15 protein-coding genes, 1 tRNA gene and 1 pseudogene are annotated in these 17,258 nt (G+C 72.2%); 7 read left to right on the forward strand and 10 right to left on the reverse strand.

Annotated features, from left to right (window positions below):
• Nucleotides 1–489 precede the first annotated feature (489 nt).
• Nucleotides 490–1,470, forward strand: coding sequence for a ribonuclease Z (locus EDD30_RS14195; protein ID WP_071804331.1), 981 nt, complete (start codon nucleotides 490–492; stop codon nucleotides 1,468–1,470).
• On the forward strand, nucleotides 1,467–1,967 hold the full coding sequence (locus EDD30_RS14200) for a GNAT family N-acetyltransferase (RefSeq protein ID WP_071804332.1): 501 nt from the start codon (nucleotides 1,467–1,469) through the stop codon (nucleotides 1,965–1,967). The genes EDD30_RS14195 and EDD30_RS14200 overlap by 4 nt, the downstream gene beginning before the upstream one ends.
• Before the next feature lie 325 nt (nucleotides 1,968–2,292).
• Here EDD30_RS14200 and EDD30_RS14205 read toward each other — a convergent pair whose 3' ends face one another.
• On the reverse strand, nucleotides 2,293–2,607 hold the full coding sequence (locus tag EDD30_RS14205; RefSeq protein WP_071804333.1) for a hypothetical protein: 315 nt from the start codon (nucleotides 2,605–2,607) through the stop codon (nucleotides 2,293–2,295).
• Nucleotides 2,608–2,837: 230 nt separating this feature from the next.
• Here EDD30_RS14205 and EDD30_RS14210 point away from each other — a divergent pair, with 230 nt between their 5' ends.
• Entirely contained in the window at nucleotides 2,838–3,782 is a 945-nt protein-coding gene (locus EDD30_RS14210; RefSeq protein ID WP_071804334.1) for a S1C family serine protease, read from the forward strand.
• A 202-nt stretch (nucleotides 3,783–3,984) separates the two neighbouring features.
• On the opposite strand, the gene EDD30_RS14215 is transcribed toward EDD30_RS14210, so the two are convergent.
• Entirely contained in the window at nucleotides 3,985–5,343 is a 1,359-nt protein-coding gene (locus tag EDD30_RS14215; protein ID WP_071804335.1) for a cystathionine beta-synthase, read from the reverse strand.
• A 53-nt stretch (nucleotides 5,344–5,396) separates the two neighbouring features.
• Nucleotides 5,397–5,753: a YkvA family protein gene (locus EDD30_RS14220; protein WP_071804336.1), complete on the reverse strand. Its 357-nt coding sequence runs from the start codon at nucleotides 5,751–5,753 to the stop codon at nucleotides 5,397–5,399.
• A 179-nt stretch (nucleotides 5,754–5,932) separates the two neighbouring features.
• On the opposite strand from EDD30_RS14220, the pseudogene EDD30_RS40610 reads away from it, so the two are divergent.
• The 3 genes and pseudogenes from EDD30_RS40610 to EDD30_RS14235 all read left to right on the forward strand — a co-directional run.
• A pseudogene (locus EDD30_RS40610) lies at nucleotides 5,933–6,913 on the forward strand (SGNH/GDSL hydrolase family protein); the annotation flags it as partial.
• 635 nt (nucleotides 6,914–7,548) lie between these two features.
• On the forward strand, nucleotides 7,549–8,355 hold the full coding sequence (locus tag EDD30_RS14230; protein ID WP_071804337.1) for an SGNH/GDSL hydrolase family protein: 807 nt from the start codon (nucleotides 7,549–7,551) through the stop codon (nucleotides 8,353–8,355).
• 81 nt (nucleotides 8,356–8,436) lie between these two features.
• Complete coding sequence (locus tag EDD30_RS14235; RefSeq protein WP_071804362.1) at nucleotides 8,437–9,681, forward strand: acetyl-CoA C-acetyltransferase; 1,245 nt, start codon at nucleotides 8,437–8,439, stop codon at nucleotides 9,679–9,681.
• Between the two features lie 155 nt (nucleotides 9,682–9,836).
• Here the strand turns inward: EDD30_RS14235 and EDD30_RS14240 are convergent, their stop codons facing one another.
• Nucleotides 9,837–10,148 (reverse strand): hypothetical protein, encoded by a 312-nt coding sequence (locus EDD30_RS14240; protein ID WP_071804338.1) that lies wholly within the window; start codon nucleotides 10,146–10,148, stop codon nucleotides 9,837–9,839.
• A gap of 77 nt (nucleotides 10,149–10,225) precedes the next feature.
• The gene (locus EDD30_RS14245; protein WP_071804339.1) at nucleotides 10,226–11,050 is read right to left on the reverse strand and encodes a Bax inhibitor-1/YccA family protein; all 825 of its coding nucleotides are present in this window, start codon (nucleotides 11,048–11,050) and stop codon (nucleotides 10,226–10,228) included.
• Between the two features lie 210 nt (nucleotides 11,051–11,260).
• Between EDD30_RS14245 and EDD30_RS14250 the strand changes: the two genes are divergently transcribed.
• Nucleotides 11,261–11,342: transfer RNA gene (locus tag EDD30_RS14250), tRNA-Leu, on the forward strand.
• A gap of 129 nt (nucleotides 11,343–11,471) precedes the next feature.
• Here the strand turns inward: EDD30_RS14250 and EDD30_RS14255 are convergent.
• The 5 genes from EDD30_RS14255 to EDD30_RS14275 all read right to left on the reverse strand — a co-directional run bounded on the left by EDD30_RS14255 (nucleotide 11,472) and on the right by EDD30_RS14275 (nucleotide 17,248).
• A complete protein-coding gene (locus EDD30_RS14255; RefSeq protein ID WP_211277734.1) occupies nucleotides 11,472–12,620 on the reverse strand; it encodes a multicopper oxidase domain-containing protein in 1,149 nt (382 codons plus the stop codon).
• Nucleotides 12,621–12,832: 212 nt separating this feature from the next.
• On the reverse strand, nucleotides 12,833–14,182 hold the full coding sequence (locus EDD30_RS14260; protein WP_071804341.1) for an NAD(P)/FAD-dependent oxidoreductase: 1,350 nt from the start codon (nucleotides 14,180–14,182) through the stop codon (nucleotides 12,833–12,835).
• Nucleotides 14,183–14,308: 126 nt separating this feature from the next.
• Nucleotides 14,309–14,872, reverse strand: coding sequence for a hypothetical protein (locus EDD30_RS14265; protein ID WP_071804342.1), 564 nt, complete (start codon nucleotides 14,870–14,872; stop codon nucleotides 14,309–14,311).
• Nucleotide 14,873: 1 nt separating this feature from the next.
• Complete coding sequence (locus EDD30_RS14270; protein ID WP_394328227.1) at nucleotides 14,874–16,217, reverse strand: DUF58 domain-containing protein; 1,344 nt, start codon at nucleotides 16,215–16,217, stop codon at nucleotides 14,874–14,876.
• 20 nt (nucleotides 16,218–16,237) lie between these two features.
• Nucleotides 16,238–17,248, reverse strand: a complete 1,011-nt coding sequence (locus EDD30_RS14275) for an AAA family ATPase (RefSeq protein ID WP_211277735.1) — start codon at nucleotides 17,246–17,248, stop codon at nucleotides 16,238–16,240.
• Nucleotides 17,249–17,258: the final 10 nt, after the last annotated feature.

Consider the following 17,258-nt stretch of genomic DNA (forward strand, 5'->3'; position numbering starts at 1 on the left):
TCCAGGTAACCGGGGACACGGACGTCCCGCACTCGTGCGCCGTCGAGCTCTTTCAGCAACTCGCGCAGACCGTCCATGCCCATCCTCGGTTCCTCCGTCCCTGGGGACAACCGGCCGCGGTGTCCCACGGCTGCCGGGTGTTGATCAGTGACCGAGTTGTCCCGATATTTATTCCCACGGCAGCAGTGACCAATAAGGCGTTGTCGGCCGGCCTCCGGGGTCGCTACCGTGGCCGTACACGTGAAGGGAGGTGGTCCGAAGTTGTATAGCAACGGGACTCGTGAGGTGGCTGTCCGCTAGCCGCTGTCCTCGACAGCTTCGTAGAAATTTCTTGTAGGACGTCGAGACCGTGTGGCAGCGGTACGGCGAATACCAGACAGCCACCCGACCCCCGGGGATCCGGCCTTGTCCGACCGGACCACGCTCCATCAGGCGCGTGGAAGTCCCCGGGGGTCGCTTCATTTCCGGTCATGGCGGGGGAACGCACCGATGCGTGAGCTGACCGTCCTGGGGACGGCGAGCCAGGTGCCCACGCGGCACCGCAACCACAACGGATATCTGCTCCGCTGGGACGACGAGGTGATCCTCTTCGACCCGGGCGAGGGCACCCAGCGGCAGATGCTCATGGCGGGCCTGGCCGTCACGCCGCTGCGCCGCATCTGCATCACGCACTTCCACGGCGACCACTCGCTGGGTCTGCCGGGGATCATCCAGCGGATCTCGCTCGACCGGGTGCCGCATCCGGTGCACGTGCACTTCCCCGCCGGCGGCCGCGAATACCTTGCGCGGCTCCGGCACGCGACCAGTTTCTACGACGTCGCACAGCTCGTCGAGGAGCCCGTCGGCGACGGCTACCGCACGGAGACCGCCGCGGGGTCGCTCACCGCGCTGCCGCTGCGGCACTCGATCGAGACGTACGGTTACCGCCTGGTCGAGCCGGACGGCCGCCGCATGGTCCCCGCGCTGCTCGCCGCGCACGGCATCGCCGGGCCCGCGATCGGAGAGCTGCAGCGGACCGGCCGGTCGGGCCGGATCACCCTGGACGACGTCAGCACCCCGCGGCCCGGCCAGCGGTTCGCCTTCGTCATGGACACCGGCTTGTGCGACAACGTCTTCGCCCTCGCGGAGGGCGCCGATCTGCTCGTCATCGAGTCGACGTTCCTCGCGGAAGACGCCGCGATGGCCGCGCAGGTCGGCCACCTGACCGCGGGCCAGGCCGCGTCGGTGGCCCGGCAGTCGGGGGTACGCACGCTGCTGCTCACCCACTTCTCGCAACGGTACGAGGACAGCGCGCGCTTCCTCGACGAGGCCCGGGCGGAGTTCGACGGCGACATCGTGCTCGCCGAGGACCTGATGCGCGTGCCGGTCCCGCCGCGCCGGGAAGCAGGCGATCCGGGTCACGCCACGGGTGATCCCCGGTCCGTCACCGGTGATCCCCGGCCCGCGCATCAGAGCCCGGCCGTCTCATGAGCGTGCTGCTCCGACCCGCGGTCGACACGGATCTCGCCGGGATCGGCGAGCTGCATCACCGCTCGCGGGCCTCGGCCTACGCCGACCTGCTCTCCCCCGCCGCGCTCGCCTTCGGCGGTCCCGAGGCCATGGGCGAGTGGTGGACGGAGCGCTGGAAGTGGGAACGCGACACCCATCGGCTCACCGTCGCCACGGTCGCCGACGAGCTGGCCGGCTTCTCCTACCTGGGGCCGAGCGACGAGGAAGGCGTCGCCGAGCTGACGGCGATCCACGCCGCGCCGGAGTTCGTCGGCACCGGGGTCGGCCGGGCACTGATGCGCGATGCGTTGCCCGCGCTGGCCCGCATCGCCGACCGGGCCGCGCTGTGGGTGCTGGAGGGCAACGACCGGGCCCGGCTCTTCTACGAGCGCGGCGGTTGGACGCCGGACGGCAATTCGCGAATCGAGTCGATGGGCGGCGACACCGTCCGCCTGGTGCGCTACTCGCGACCCGTCTGAGCGGCGCCGGCACAGGAATGCGCGGCTCGGAGGACGTCGGCCTGCGTTGTTGCGGGCCGGGTGAGCGGAGGGAGGGCGGGAGCGCGTGACCGAGTGAATGCGGGGGAACCTGTGGTCACGCACTCCCGCCTACCGCGCCCGCCCCTACCGGGTTGTGCGCCTGGCCGGAGGCGCCGACCGGCGGAGGCGTGCCGGTCGATCGGCGGGGCGGGTCCGGGGTGCGGGACACCGCGTGCTGGCGGGGCTACGGCGATGTCACCGCGGTAGGCGTCACGGGAGCGGGTCTGCCGGGGGACGGTCACGCTTCCGATCGGCGCCTTGTCGATCAGTCGAAACGGCCTCGGTTGAGCTCGTCGTTCTTGCGGGTCTCCCGGCGGACCCGGTTGTCGTCGAACACACCGGGCAGCTCCCGCAGGCTGTTGAGGTCGTGGCGCAGCGTCCACGCCTCCCGCCACGGGCGCCGTGAGGCGGCATCGGCGCGTTCGGCGATGCGTCGCGGTGCGCACGGCCACCGCCATCCGCACCAGACGCAGTTGCCGTCGTGACCGGCCTCGGCGTGACGGCCGAGCATCCGCTGGGCGTCCTGCCAGAGCAACCGGTCCACGATGCCGGCCGGTGCGGCCTGGTCGACGATGACCATGTTCTACGAACCTCCGTCCGGATGCGTAGCTCTGTCGTACCCCATACAACCCCGGGGGCCGAACCGCCGATCGGACTGAGTGTGCGACCCTCGCAACTATCTGTGACGACCGATCTCTGCCGGCCTCGGCCGCGGCCCGGGCGACAGAGAATCGGGCGTTCCGGCGGCTGTTCGCCCTGGGCGGACGCGGCACGGACATCGATGCGGCCCACGGCGATGTTGCCAGTGCCATGGATACCGAACACACGGATGTCGAAGGCCGGGCACTCGACGCCTACAGCCGTGTCGTGACGGGGGTCGCCGCCGCCCTCCTGCCGTCCGTCGCCGCCCTCGGCGTCCGCACCGCCCGGGGTGCCGGCGCCGGCTCGGCGGTCACCTTCACCGACGATGGATTCCTGATCACCAACGCGCACGTGGTGGCCGGCGCCACGGGCGGCACGGCCACGTTCGCCGACGGCACCGAGACCCGTTTCGAGGTGGCCGGCGCGGACGCGCTCTCGGACCTCGCCGTCGTCCGCGTCCATCACCCGAGCGCCCCGGCCGCACCGCTCGGCGACGCCGACGGCCTGCGCATCGGCCAACTGGTCGTCGCCGTCGGCAACCCGATGGGCCTCGCCGGCTCGGTCACCGCCGGGGTGGTCTCCGGCCTCGGCCGCTCCCTGCCCGCCCGCGACGGCCGCCGGGTCCGCATCATCGACGACGTCATCCAGACCGACGCGGCCCTCAACCCGGGAAACTCGGGCGGCGCGCTCGCCGACGCCACCGGCACCGTGGTGGGCGTCAACACGGCGGTCGCGGGCTACGGCCTCGGCCTCGCCGTCCCCATCAACAGAACAACCCGCCACATCCTCGGCGAACTGGTCGCCTCCGGCCGCGTCCGCCGAGCCTGGCTGGGAGTGGCGGGGCTCCCCGTCCCCCTGCCCCCGCCGCTGGCCGACCGCCTGGGCCAGAAACTCGGCCTCCGCGTCGTCGAGGTGGTCCCCACCAGCCCTGCCGGCCTAGCCGGCATCTACCTGGGCGACATCCTGCTCACAGCGGGCGGCACCCCGGTTCAGACCGTCCAGGCTCTGCAACGCCTCATGCTCGGCCCCGCCATCGGCAAGAACCTCCCGATCACGGTCCTCCGCAGGAACGCCCTCGTAGACGTCATCACGATCCCCACCGAGCTCGAATGAACCGGCGTCGTCACAGCGGCCACCACCCACCGAGCTGAAGGGAACCGGGGGGTTTCAGGGGCGCAACCACTCACGCACGTCGCCGGGGTGGGCCGAGCGTTCTGGGCGCCCCGCGCCCATGCTCGGCCCACCCCGGCCCTCGGCGTGAGCAGCGGTCTGCACCCACCACCCCGCTACGACATCCCGAGATTGATCTTGATCCTCAGCTCAAGTGCGCCAAAAGATCCTGGCGAGTAAGAACACCCGCCGGCTTGCCGTCGATGAGGACCATCGCCGCGTCCGCCTTTTCGAGCAGCGCGACCGCCTCGCTCACCGGCTGGCCGCCGCCGATCATCGGAAGCGACTCACCCATGTGCCGCTCGATCGTGTCGTGCAGGTGCGCCTGGCCCGTGAAGAGCGCGTCCAGCAGCGCCTTCTCCGAGATCGAACCCGCCACCTCGCCGGTCACGACCGGCGGCTCCGCCTTGAGCACCGGGAGCTGGCTGACGCCGTACTCGCGCATGTAGTCGATGGCGTCGCGGACGGTCTCGGTCGGGTGGACGTGGACCAGCGGCGGCATCGTCCCGCCCTTGGCCTCCAGCGCCGTGGCCACGGTCGGCGCGCCGTCGCCCGTGGACAGGAAGCCGTAGCGGGCCATCCAGTTGTCGTTGAAGATCTTGGACAGGTAGCCGCGGCCGCCGTCCGGGAGCAGGACCACGACGACGTCGTCCGGGCCGGCCTTGCGGGCCACCTCGAGGGCGGCGACCACCGCCATGCCGCAGCTCCCGCCGACGAGCAGGCCTTCCTCGCGGGCGAGGCGGCGGGTCATGTCGAACGAGTCCGAGTCGGAGACCTCGATGATCTCGTCGCAGACCTCGCGGTCGTAGGTGGTCGGCCAGAAGTCCTCACCGACGCCCTCGACGAGGTACGGCCGGCCGGTGCCGCCGGAGTAGACCGAGCCCTCGGGGTCGGCCCCGATGACCTTGACGCTGCCCTGCTCCTTGAGGTAACGCCCGACGCCGCTGATCGTGCCGCCGGTGCCGACGCCCGCCACGAAGTGGGTGATCCGCCCCTCGGTCTGCTTCCACAGCTCGGGCCCGGTCTCCTCGTAGTGCGAGCGCGGGTTCGCCGGGTTGCTGTACTGGTTCGGCTTCCAGGCGCCGGGGATCTCGCGGGCGAGCCGGTCGGAGACGTTGTAGTAGGACCGCGGGTCCTCGGGGGCCACGGCGGTCGGGCAGACGACCACCTCCGCACCGTACGCCCGCAGCACGTTCTGCTTGTCCTCGCTGACCTTGTCGGGGCAGACGAAGATGCACCGGTATCCGCGGAGCTGGGCGACCAGCGCCAGCCCCACTCCGGTGTTGCCGCTGGTCGGCTCGACGATCGTGCCGCCCTCTTTGAGAATGCCGGCCTTCTCGGCGTCCTCGACCATGCGCAGCGCGATCCGGTCCTTGACGGATCCACCGGGGTTGAAGTACTCCACCTTGGCGAGAACGGTCGCCGCGATGCCGTCGGTGACGCTACGCAGCCGGACGAGGGGGGTATCCCCGATGATCTCGACGACGTTGTCGTAGTACCGCACGTCTTTGTGCCCTTCTCGGTGCTGACCTGTGACTGATCAGGTCAGCCTACGGCTCAGGGCACAATCTTCCCGAGCAGGACCGAGTCGCGTTGCTTCTCCCACTCGAGGAACCGCTCGGTCTCGCTGAGCACGCTGCCGGCGATCCAGGCGATCATCGCGGCGTCGTCGACCAGCCCGAAGATCCAGAGGAACATCTCCGGGACCACGTCGATGGGCGAGACCACGTACGCGGTCGCGGCGGCCATCATCGCGATCCGCATGCCGCCGTCGTACTGTCCGCTCGCGCTCGCCTTCATCATCCTGGGCAGCGCCGCCATGCGCTTGCCGATCGAGGGTCCACCGCGCGCGCCCGCCATCAGCGCCTTTGCGAGTGCGGTGAACGCGGCGGTCCGTCGCAGCGCCTTGGCCATGGTCGTCTCCTCTCGCCGATCCCAGCATGACGTCCATCCGCCAGTTGTGCCCGCTCGGCGCGGGGTTCAGACGTCTGTCGCCAAGCCGCGTTAGCCTCGAAGACCCCACCCATCGCCGGAAGCCGGTCTCCACCGACGGCTGACGGGCCATCCCCACCCGGGCGAGAGCGAGGGAGAGCATGCGACAGGTGCGCAATCTGACAGCGGAGGAACGCCGGCGGATCAGGATCGCCGGCCAGGTCGCCGGCGGCGTCACGGGAGCCGCGGCCGGGCTCAGTCTCCTGTCGGCGGGCGTGCTGCTGCGCCAGGCGGCGGACGCCCGCCGGATCATCCCGCTGGCCGAGGCGCCACCCCCGCGCGGCGACGGACTGTACGGCCCCAAGTTCCCGGGCCGGCCGCTGAGCATGGTGATCCTGGGCGACTCGTCGGCGGCCGGATACGGCGTGCACCGTCCGCGCGAGACGCCCGGCGCCCTGCTGGCCACGGGCGTGTCCCGCCGGCTGCGGCGCCCGGTCCGCCTGCACCGGGTGGCCGTGGTCGGCGCCACCTCGGCCGGCCTGCCCTATCAGGTGGACGCGGCGCTGGAGTACGACCCCGAGGTCGCGGTGATCATCATCGGCGGCAACGACGTCACCCACGTGTCGGCGCGTACGGCGGCCGTGCGCCATCTCGCCGACGCGGTCCGGCGCCTGCGTGCCGTCGGCTGCAAGGTCGTCGTGGGCACCTGTCCCGACATCGGCGCCATCCAGCCGATCAAGCCGCCGTTGCGTTGGCTCGCCACGACCTGGAGCCGGCAGCTCGCGGCCCAGCAGACGGTCGCGGTGGTCGAGGCGGGCGGCCGCACGGTCTCCCTCTGTGACCTGCTGGGACCGGCCTTCGTGGCGGATCCGGTGCGCATGTTCGGCTCGGACCGCTTCCACCCGTCGGTCGAGGGGTACGCCCGCGCGGCAGCGGTGATCATGCCGACGCTGATGGCCGTGCTGGGCGAGGAGGAGGACCGCATGCCGGCCACCGGCCCTGACGGTGTCCGCAGCCTGTCGCAGGCGGCCCACGAGGCGGTCCGCGCCGCGGGTACCGAGGTCAGTGCGGCGAAGGTGGACGGCCGCGATCGCGGGCCGGCGGGGCGGTGGGCGCAGTTGCGCCGGCACCCGTGGTTCGGCGAGCCGCGGAGCTGGCTCGGGCACCGCGCCCTGACGTTCCTGCCGTCGGGCCTGCCGGTGAGCGGGATGGGCACGGGGGCCGGGCGGGAGCCTGCGGGCGGTGAGCCGGCAGTCGGCGGGGCGGCGGCCGGCGAGGCGGCGGCCGCGGACGGCCCGGCCGGTGGCGCGGACGGCCCGGCCCGTGATGTGGACGGCCCGGCCGGTGGAGCGGACGGCCCGGCCGGTGGAGCGGACGGCCCGGCCGGTGGAGCGGACGGCCCGGCCGGTGGAGCGGACGGCCCGGCCGGAGCGATCGGCGGATTGGCGTTGTCAGGCGGGTCGATCGGGAGGTTCCCGCTGAGTGGTAGCTCGCTGGGTGGGTTGTCGTTCGGCGGCAGCTCTCTGGGCGGGTTGACGCTCGGCGGCGGCCCGGTGCGGTTCCTACTCGGTGGGAGCGCGCTCGGGCGGCCCACGAGCAGCGGTGCGGTCGCCGGAGTCAAACGGGTGGGAGCGCATGTGGCAAGCCGGATGAGTGCTCGCGTTGCCCGTGGGTCGGGCCGGACGGCCGCCGGCGCCGTAGGCTGGACATCGGAGGATCATCAAGCGACCGTCGATTGACGGCTGCGGCAGGACTCAGCACGCCGCGAGGAGGCGACATGACGGGCCTGACGGGACGAATCGGCAGGGCGGCGGCCACGACGCTGTTCGCCTCGGCCGTGGGCGGTGTCGCCCTGCTCGCGGGCGAGGCCCTCGCCGCCAAGAGCCGGCGGTATGCGAAGCCGACCATGGGTCTGGCGCTGCGTACGTCGATGGGCCCGTCCGCCGCGCCACCCCTGCGGCTGGTGCTGCTCGGCGACTCGGCCGCGATCGGCGTCGGCGTCGAATGGCTGTCCGAGACGGTCGGCGGCCAGTTGGCCCGGCTGCTGGCCGACGGCACCCCGGAGACCGGCCGGCGGCACGTGCTGCTCTCGAGCGTCGGTGTGGCGGGCTCGCGCTCCACCGATCTGGCCACCCAGGTGGCCCGCGCACTGCTCGGCGACCGCCCCGATGTGGCGGTGGTGCTGATCGGCGCCCACGACACGACCGCCCTGCGCGGACCCGAGGAGTCGGCGCGGTACCTGGGCGAGGCCGTACGCCGCCTGCGCGACGCCGGCGTCCAGGTGGTCGTCGGCACGTGCCCCGACCTCGGCGCCGTACGCTCGATCGCCCAGCCGTTGCGTCAGGTGACCGCCTGGCTGGGGCGCCGGATGAGCCGCGCCCAGGCAGCGGCGGTGACCGAGGCCGGCGGCGTGGTGGTGGATCTCGCCGGCGAGACCGGCGCGGTGTTTCGGGCGGACGCCGGAACGCTCTGTTACGACGGCTTCCATCCCTCGGCGGACGGCTACCGGGTGTGGGCGCACGCGCTCTACCCCGCGGTGTTCGATGCCGCCCAGGCGGCCGGCAACCGTTCCATCCAGGAGTAGGAGCCAGCTCCATAGATCGGACATTTAGGTGTGACGAAGTGGCGCTTCCGCGATAAGTTACCGGCGCGTTAACGTGTGGTCATGCCGGAAGCTGTCATCGTCGCCACCGCCCGCTCCCCCATCGGCCGTGCCGTCAAGGGTTCGCTGAAGGACCTGCGCCCCGACGATCTCGCCGCCACCATCGTCGACGCCGCGCTGAGCAAGGTGCCCCAGCTCGACCGGGCGCTCATCGAGGATCTCTACCTCGGTTGCGGCCTGCCCGGCGGCGAGCAGGGCTTCAACATGGCGCGCGTGGTCGCCACGCTGCTCGGCCTCGACGGGCTTCCGGGCGCGACCCTCACCCGCTACTGCGCCAGCTCGCTGCAGACCACCCGGATGGCGTTCCACGCGATCAAGGCCGGCGAGGGTGACGTCTTCGTCTCCGCCGGCGTCGAGACCGTGTCGCGCTACGCCCGCGGCAACTCCGACAGCCTGCCGCCGGAGGCCCAGGAGCTGGTCGGCGGCGGCTGGGAGAACCCCAAGTTCGCCGACGCCCGGGTACGCACCACCGACGCCGCGAGGAACGGCGGCGTCTGGCACGACCCCCGCGAGGACGGCCAGCTCCCCGACATCTACCTCGGCATGGGCTACACGGCGGAGAACCTCGCCCAGGCGTACGACGTCAGCCGCGCGGACATGGACGAGTTCGGCGTCCGCAGCCAGAACCTCGCCGAGAAGGCCATCGCCAACGGCTTCTGGCAGCGGGAGATCACCCCGGTGACCACCCCGGACGGCACGGTGGTCTCCGCCGACGACGGCCCGCGGCCGGGCGTGACCATGGAGGCGGTGTCCGGCCTCAAGCCGGTGTTCCGCCCCGACGGCCGGATCACCGCCGGCAACTGCTGCCCGCTCAACGACGGCGCGGCGGCCGTAGTGATCATGAGCGACACCAAGGCCCGCGAGCTCGGCATCACCCCGCTGGCCCGGATCGTGTCCACCGGCGTCACCGCCCTCTCCCCCGAGATCATGGGGCTGGGCCCGGTCGAGGCGTCCCGCCAGGCGCTCAAGCGCGCCGGGATGACCGTCGACGACATCGACCTGGTGGAGATCAACGAGGCCTTCGCGGCCCAGGTGATCCCGTCCTACCGCGAGCTGAACATCCCGCTCGACAAGGTCAACGTCAACGGCGGCGCGATCGCCGTCGGCCACCCGTTCGGCATGACCGGCGCCCGCATCACCGGCACCCTGCTGAACTCCCTGGAGTGGCACGACAAGTCCATCGGCCTCGAGACGATGTGCGTCGGCGGCGGCCAGGGCATGGCGATGGTGCTTGAGCGCCTGAACTGATACACCGCACCGAATCTTCCGCCGGGTCCGGCTGCCGTACAGGGCGCCGGGCTCGGCGGAGCTCATTCTTCCGCCGGGTTCGGCTGCCGCAGAGGGCGCCGGGATCGGCGGACCTCATTCGGCCGGTCCAGAGCCGCGCGCGGCGCGGAATCGCGTCAGAGGGCCTCGCGTGCGGTGCGGATCGCGGCGGCGGCCTGAGCCAGCAGCTCGTCCGCTGCCGGGACCGCGAGCAGGTCGCCGGTCATGACGCGGAGCTGGTCGGGCAGGGTCGTGTCCGCCTCGCGGGGCACCTCACGGTGTGGCCGCCGCTCCGCCTCCGCGCCCAGATCGGCCAGGCGCTGGACCAGCGTGTGGACGAGGTCGCCGCGGGTGCCGGCGCCCGCGCTCACGGCCCACCGGCCGGTCTCCCAGTGGCCCACCTGGGCGAGCAGGCGCTGGACCGCGGTCCGGAGTTCTTCGGCAGCCACGGGCAAGACCCTACCGACAGCGAAACGCCCGGCCCGCACGAGGCGGACCGGGCGTTCGGTGTCGTCGGGCGCGACGGTCAGTCGTCGCCCTGCAGGAAGCTCAGCAGGCGCAGGATCTCGATGTAGAGCCAGACCAGGCTGACCAGGATGCCGAAGGCGGCGGTCCACGAGTAGCGCTGCGGGAGCCCCATCCGGACCCCCTCCTCGACCTCGTTGAAGCTGAGGATGAAGCTCAGCGAGGCCACGACGATGCACACCAGGCTGAAGACGATGCCGAGCGGGCCGTTGTCACGCAGACCGGTGTTGACGTCGAAGAGCGCCAGCACGAAGTTGATCATCATGACCCCGAACAGGCCGGCCATGACCGCGATCATGCCGCGGGCGAACTTCGGCGTCGCCCGGATGACCCGGGCGCGGTAGAGCGCCGCCATCAGGAAGAAGACGCCGAAGGTGGCGACCACCGCCTGCAGGACGATGCCCTGGTAACCGGCGATCACCTGGAAGAACTTGCTGACCAGGCCGACGAAGGTGCCCTCGACGACCGCGTAGGTGACGACCAGGGCCGGGTTGGCCATCCGGCTGAACGAGATGACGAAGCCGAGCACCAGGCCGACGATCGCGGCGCCGATCCAGGCGGGGCCGATCAGGCTGTTCGGGATCAGGTTCCAGGCCGCGACGGCGGAGATGCCGGTGATGCCGAGCAGCGTCACGGTCTTGACGACGACGTCGTCGATCGTCATGGGCTGCACGGCCGGCGGCGAGGCCGGGTAGCCCGTGGCCGTCGGGTACGGCTGACCGTAACCCGGCTGACCGGCGGGCGGTCCGTACGGTCCGTATCCGGCCGCGCGCTCCCGCTCGGCCGCCTGGCCGAGGCGCGAAAGCACCGGGTTCGAAGTCTTCACTGTGTCCAGTCTCCCTTTGAGGTTGAGGGGTCGTGCCCTACAAGAATAAGCGCTACATCAGCGGGAGTCCGGTCCGCGAGGCTGTGAACGAGCTGAAAAACACGCACGTCCGGGATATCGTGCCTGGTTGGCGCGCCGGTGACCGGTTTCGGGCCGGTCCGGCGTCGTGCCGGATGGGCCCGACCCGATACGGTGAGGATCAGCTCCCCGGCCCGGGTGGTGGAACGGCAGACACGGCCGCCTTAAAAGCGGCTGCCCAAAAGGCGTGCGGGTTCGAGACCCGCCCCGGGCACTCGACGACCGTCCGGCACACGAGTCGCCCGTCCCGAATCGACCTCGGATTCCGGATCGCCCGCGCGGCGCCGCTCGCCGCGGCCCTGGTCGGTCACCCGGGACGCGGCGGAAGCACTCATTCCAGAACTCATTCCGCGTCGTGACGCGCGGGGGACGGTCCGATCACGCCGGTGTAGGCGAGGTGCCACAGCATCCCTTCGGCGGCGTGCTCGAAGTTGTGGCAGTGGTCCATCCAGATGCCGGGGTTGTCGGCGGTGAACGTGATCTCGAAGGACTCGCCCGGCGCGACGTTGAGGGTGTGGGTCCACCACGGGCTGCCGGTGACCGGCGCGTCGTTGCGGGACAGGACGCGGATGCGGTGGCCGTGCAGGTGCATGGGGTGGTCGATGATGCCGCGGTTGGTGAACCGCATCCGTACGGTGTCGCCGCGGTCGACCATGAGGGTCGCGATCGCCGCACCGGAGGCGCCGTTGACCGTGTTCGCCCAGGAGAAGGTGCCGTTGGTGAACGCGGAGCCGTTGTCCATGACGAGGTCGTAGGTGCGGGTGGCGGGAGCCGGGTTGGGCACGAACCGGTAGACGTGGCGGCCGCCGGGCCGGACGGCCTCCTGGGTGAGGCCGGGAACGCCGTCCTCGGCGTTGGGCACGTCGACGCCGTGCCAGTGCACGGTGACGCCCTCGGCGACGTCGGTGTTGACCAGCGTGACCTCGACGAGCTGGCCCTGGCGCACCCGCAGGGTGGGTCCGGGTGACGCGCCGTTGAAGGTCAGCGCGTCGATCTGGGCACCGGAGGAGAGCCGGATCTTGCCGTGCGCGGCGACCAGGGTGAACCGCACGTCGGGCTTTCCCTGGTGGAGACCGGTCAGGCTGGCGACGGCGATGCTCGGCCTGCCCGCGGCGGAAGACTCGAGCGAAGAGCGGTGGTGTGCGTGGCCCGCCGCCTGAGCCGGCGCCTGGTTCTGCACATACAACCCGAAGATCGCGGCGATGAGCGCGAGAGTGGTCAGGGTGGCGAGCCAGGGCAGGCGGGCCGCCCGCGAGTCGGCGGCCTGCAGACGCAGCCGCGCGACCGCCACCGCCGCGGTGGCCGCCAGGACGACGAGGCTGAACGCGGCGACCAGCGGCCGGTCGGCCGGATCCTGTGGCACCCAGGCCAGATAGGCGGAGACCAGCATGCCGACGGCGGCGACCTGCCCGGCGACGCGAGTGCCTACGACGCGAGTGCCGGCGCCGCGCGACGCCAGCACGATCGTCACGGCGAGCGGAAGGATGGCCACGCCGACACTCCGGATGTCCGTGGGGTGACCCACACCGGAGAAGGCCCCTCCGGCGGGCCACACGGCGATCACCGGTGCGCCACTGATGGTGGCCGGAGCCGCTGTCCAGTCGCGCCGTCGGCGACCGCTCAGCACTGCCCAGTTCTGTTCACTTCGTCGCCGGACCACGGGGGCCCGGCCCGGTGCGTGGCCGGGCCGGGCCGGGGTGGTGGTCAGCGGGTGCCGGTACCCACCGGGGTGCTCTCGTCGCCCAGCGGCGGGGTGACGTGGGTGAACTCCTCGCGGGGGGCGTGTAGCTGGCCCAGCGAGATCACCTCGCGCTTGAGCACGAAGGCGAGGGTCCAGTCGGCCAGCACGCGGACCTTGCGGTTGAACGACGGGATGCGGCTCATGTGGTACGTGCGGTGCATGAACCACGCCGGGAGGCCCTTGAGCTTCACGCCGTAGATCTTCGCCACGCCCTTGTAGAGGCCGAGGCTGGCGACGCTGCCGGCGTACTTGTGCTTGTAGTCCTTGGGGACGCCGCCGTAGATGACCTGGCGGATGTTGTCGGCGAGCACCGCGGCCTGGCGGACGGCGTGCTGGGCGCTCGGCGAGCACCAGGCGCCCGGGCTGGTCAGGTCGGGGACCTGCGCACAGTCGCCGGCCGCCCACGCGCCGTCGAGAACCCGGTCGCCGTCGACGACCTGAAGGGTGGGCAGGCAGGTGACGTGGCCGCGGGGGCCGCGGGGCAGGTCGGTCTGGTCGAGCATCGGCGACGGCTTGACGCCGGCCGTCCAGACGATCGTCTCGGCGTGGAAGACCTCGCCGTCGGAGAGGTGGACCTCGCCGTCGACGCACGACTCCATGCGGGTCTCGAGGCGGATGTCGATGCCGCGCTTGCGGAGCTGGCGGGCGGCGTACGCGCCCATCTCCGGGCCGACCTCGGGCAGGATCCGGTTGGACGCCTCCACGAGGACGAACCGGACCTCTTCCTTCTTCAGCTCCGGGTAGTACTTGAGGCCGTCGCGGACGACGTCCTCCATCTCGGCCAGCGCCTCGACGCCCGCGTAGCCGCCGCCCACGAAGACGAAGGTCAGCGAGGCCCGGCGCACCCCGGGGTCGGGGGTGACGGCCGCGACGTCGAGCCGGTCGAGGATGTGGTTGCGCAGGTAGATGGCCTCACCGATGGTCTTGAAGCCGATGCCCCGCTCGCGCAGGCCGGGGATGGGCAGGACCCGGGAGACGGAGCCCGGCGCCACGATGATGTGGTCGTACGCGATCTCCTTGATCGGCCCCTCGATCGGCTGCACGGTCACCGTCTTGCGGGCGTGCTCGATCCGGGTGACCTCGCCCGAGACGATGTGGCAGCGCTTGAGCTCACGGCGCAACGGCACCACCGAGTGACGCGGCGAGATGTTGCCGGCCGCCGCCTCGGGCAGGAACGGCTGGTACGTCATGTGCGGCTGGGGGTCGATGACGACCACCTCGGCCCGGCGGGCGTTGACCTTCTTCGACAGGCGCAGGGCGGCGTAGAGCCCCACGTGACCTGCGCCGACTACCACGATGCGTTGCGGTTTCACGTACTCATCATTCCGCCCCGGACGGATCGACGCCTCGTTCTGTGATCAATCCCAAACCGCGAAGTCAAGAGTGGTCACGGGGATATTTCGGTTTCAGTTCGCTGAGAACTTAGGGTGGGCTCCCCATCACGCTCGGCGTAGCAAACGGGCCAGCAGCAGGGTCAGGCCGACCGCCGCGGCCAGGCCCACCAGGCTCGCCAGGACGAACGCCGGACCGGCCAGCCCGGCGGTCAGCCCGAGGGCGATCACGGTCAGCACGGCCGAGCCGAGGACCACCGCGCCGGCCCGGGCCAGCCAGGCCGTGACGACGTCCGCGGTGACCACCGCGTCGTACGGCAGCACCGCCGCCAGCGCGGACAGGGTATGCCCGGCGTACAGCAGGGTCGCCACCGCGAGCACCCGCCAGAGCGCGATCCGGGCGTCGTACCAGGTGGTGTCGAGGATCCAACCGCCGACGACGGTGAGCGCGGCGACGGTCGGCCCGCGGCCCCGGGGCGCGAGCGCCGGGTACACGGCCACGACCGCCAGCAGGGCCACCGAGCGGCTCAGGACCAGCGACACCGGCCAGGCGACCAGCAGCGCCGCGAGGAAGGCGAGGCCGATGCCGCCGCGGACGAGCAGGGGCAGGACGGTCGCGCGGGCGGTGGCCGTACGCACCCGCGCGACGCGGCCCGTGATGCCGGCGCGCATGTCAGCGACCCCTCGGCGCCGAGGCGAGCCGCGCCACGTCGCGCAGCACCAGGTCGAGGCTGCCCGCACCGGCCCAGGTCACCACGGGTACGCCGTGCTCCCGCAGCCGGCCCAGCACGTTCTCGCGCTCCAACCGCCACAAGCGGGTCGCGAGCGGCGTCCACTGGTTGTGCTGCGGCGGCGCGGCACCGACCGGCAGCGTGTCGACGGCCACGGTGTAGCGACCGGACTGCACCAGCCCCGCCAGCATGTCCGCCGCCCGCGGGTCGACCAGCGGGGTCAGCACCATCACGAGGGCGTCGGAGGAGACGTTGTGGGCACCGAAGACGTGCTGCTCCTGGTCGCCGGTGTCCGCACGGACGTCCAGCAGCCACTCCAGCACGGTCAGATACTGCCGACGGCCGGTCGCGGGGCGCAGGCGGCGGGCCGACGCGCCGTACTCGGCCAGCGAGACCCGGTCGCCGCGCTGCAGATAGTGCTCGGCGATGGCGGCGGCGGCCCGGACGGTCGTGTCCAGCACGGACGCCGCGCCCTTCACGCCGCCGGAGGCACCGGCCTCGCCCAGGACGTCGAGCAGAATGAGCACCTCGGCGTCGCGGTCGGACAGGGTCGAGGCCACGTGCAGATCCCGGGTACGCAGCGAGACCCGCCAGTCGATCCGGCGCAACCGGTCGCCGGGCGCGAACGGGCGTACCCCCGCGAGCTCGCCGCCCTCGCCCGGCCGGCGCGACCGGTGGTTGCCGACCAGCCCGGCCGCCGCAGGCATCGCCTCGGTGGCCGCGAACGGCTCGGTTTCCGGATAGACCCGCACGCCCCGGGCCGGGACCACGACCGGGCGGCAGGCCAGCAGGCCGCCGCACGCGGCCACCCGGGCCGCGGCCGGGCCCACATCGTGGCGGCCCCACCGCTGTGCCGTGCCGGGCAGGTCGACGGCGGTCCAGGCGTCCGCCGCGACGCTGACGGCGAAGGGCCGGTCGGCGTCCTCCAGGCGCAGCCACGGCGAGGTCCGGGTACGCATCACCACCAGGTCGTACGCGATGACGTCGGGATTGCCGACGGTGACCGAGGCCGCGACCGCGCCCCCCTCGACGATGTGGTCCTCGTCGGCGTCGATCCGCAGCTCCGGCGCGGACCGGGGCATGCGCCGCAGGCTCACCGCCGCGCCGATCGCGAACGGCGCGGCGAGCAGCACCAGGTCGACCCGGCCGAGCGCGACGCCGAGAACCAGCAGCAGGCCGGTGAGCAGCACCGTGCGCCCCAACGCCCGGGTCGGCACCCAGACCGGCGGCGCCCAGCCCTCGTCGGCCGCCGCCGCCTCGCTCGGAGGAGGCACCGCGGCCCGCAGCGTCGGCGGGTCGGTGACGGTCACTGCTCGGCGTACCCGCCGGCGTACGTCGGCAGCGCGCCGCTGGCCGGGGCCGGGACGTTCTGCAGCACCTCCTGGACCACGAACGACGGGTCGACGCGGCGCAGCCACATCTCCGGCCGCAGCGTGATCCGGTGGGCGAGGGCCGGCACGGCGACGTCCTTGACGTCCTCGGGCACCACGTAGTCGCGACCGGCCATGACCGCGCGGGCCCGGGCGAGCAGCAGCAGGGCGAGCGACCCGCGCGGCGACGAGCCGACCAGCGCGGACGCGTGCTCGCGGGTCGCGGCGGTCAGCGCGACGATGTAGCGGCCGATCGAGTCCTCGACCGCGACGGACTCCAAGGCGGCCTGCATGGCGCGCAGGGTGCGCGCGTTCACCACGGGCGCGAGCTGGGCTTCCTCCTGGCGCCGCGACATGCGCCGGCGCAGGACGTCCCACTCCTCGTCCTGGGTCGGGTAGCCGAACGACACCCGCAGCAGGAAGCGGTCGAGCTGGGCCTCGGGCAGCGGGTACGTGCCCTCGTACTCGATCGGGTTGGCGGTCGCGAGCACGTGGAACGGCGGGTCGAGCCGGTAGGTGACACCCTCGACCGAGACCTGCTTCTCCTGCATCGCCTCCAGCAGCGCCGCCTGGGTCTTCGGCGGGGTTCGGTTGATCTCGTCGGCGAGCAGCATGTTGGTGAACACCGGGCCGGCCCGGAAGGCGAAGTCGCCCTTGCGCTGGTCGTACAGGAACGATCCGGTCACGTCGGCGGGCAGCAGGTCCGGGGTGAACTGCAGGCGGCGGAAGTCCAGGCCGAGCGCCTGCGCGAAGGACCGGGCGGTCAGCGTCTTGCCCAGGCCGGGCAGGTCCTCGAGCAGCACGTGGCCGCCGGCCAGGATGCCGGCGAGCACGAGCTCGAGGGCGTCCCGCTTGCCGACCACCACGCTGCCGACCGAGTCGAGGACCGCGCCGGCCAGCCGGCCCACCTCATAGGGCGGCAGGGCCTCCACGCTCGCGTCCGTCACCGATCCACCC

The sequence above is a fragment of the Couchioplanes caeruleus genome, from assembly GCF_003751945.1.
GTDB classification, from domain to species: Bacteria; Actinomycetota; Actinomycetes; order Mycobacteriales; family Micromonosporaceae; genus Actinoplanes; species Actinoplanes caeruleus.

What these genes read in the sequence shown, in the direction of transcription:
- EDD30_RS14195 (WP_071804331.1), top strand. Translation starts at nt 490, where the DNA reads ATGCGTGAGCTGACCGTCCTGGGGACGGCGAGCCAGGTGCCCACGCGG.
- EDD30_RS14200 (WP_071804332.1), top strand. Translation starts at nt 1,467, where the DNA reads ATGAGCGTGCTGCTCCGACCCGCGGTCGACACGGATCTCGCCGGGATC.
- EDD30_RS14205 (WP_071804333.1), bottom strand. Translation starts at nt 2,607, where the DNA reads ATGGTCATCGTCGACCAGGCCGCACCGGCCGGCATCGTGGACCGGTTG.
- EDD30_RS14210 (WP_071804334.1), top strand. Translation starts at nt 2,838, where the DNA reads ATGGATACCGAACACACGGATGTCGAAGGCCGGGCACTCGACGCCTAC.
- EDD30_RS14220 (WP_071804336.1), bottom strand. Translation starts at nt 5,753, where the DNA reads ATGGCCAAGGCGCTGCGACGGACCGCCGCGTTCACCGCACTCGCAAAG.
- EDD30_RS14230 (WP_071804337.1), top strand. Translation starts at nt 7,549, where the DNA reads ATGACGGGCCTGACGGGACGAATCGGCAGGGCGGCGGCCACGACGCTG.
- EDD30_RS14235 (WP_071804362.1), top strand. Translation starts at nt 8,437, where the DNA reads ATGCCGGAAGCTGTCATCGTCGCCACCGCCCGCTCCCCCATCGGCCGT.
- EDD30_RS14265 (WP_071804342.1), bottom strand. Translation starts at nt 14,872, where the DNA reads ATGCGCGCCGGCATCACGGGCCGCGTCGCGCGGGTGCGTACGGCCACC.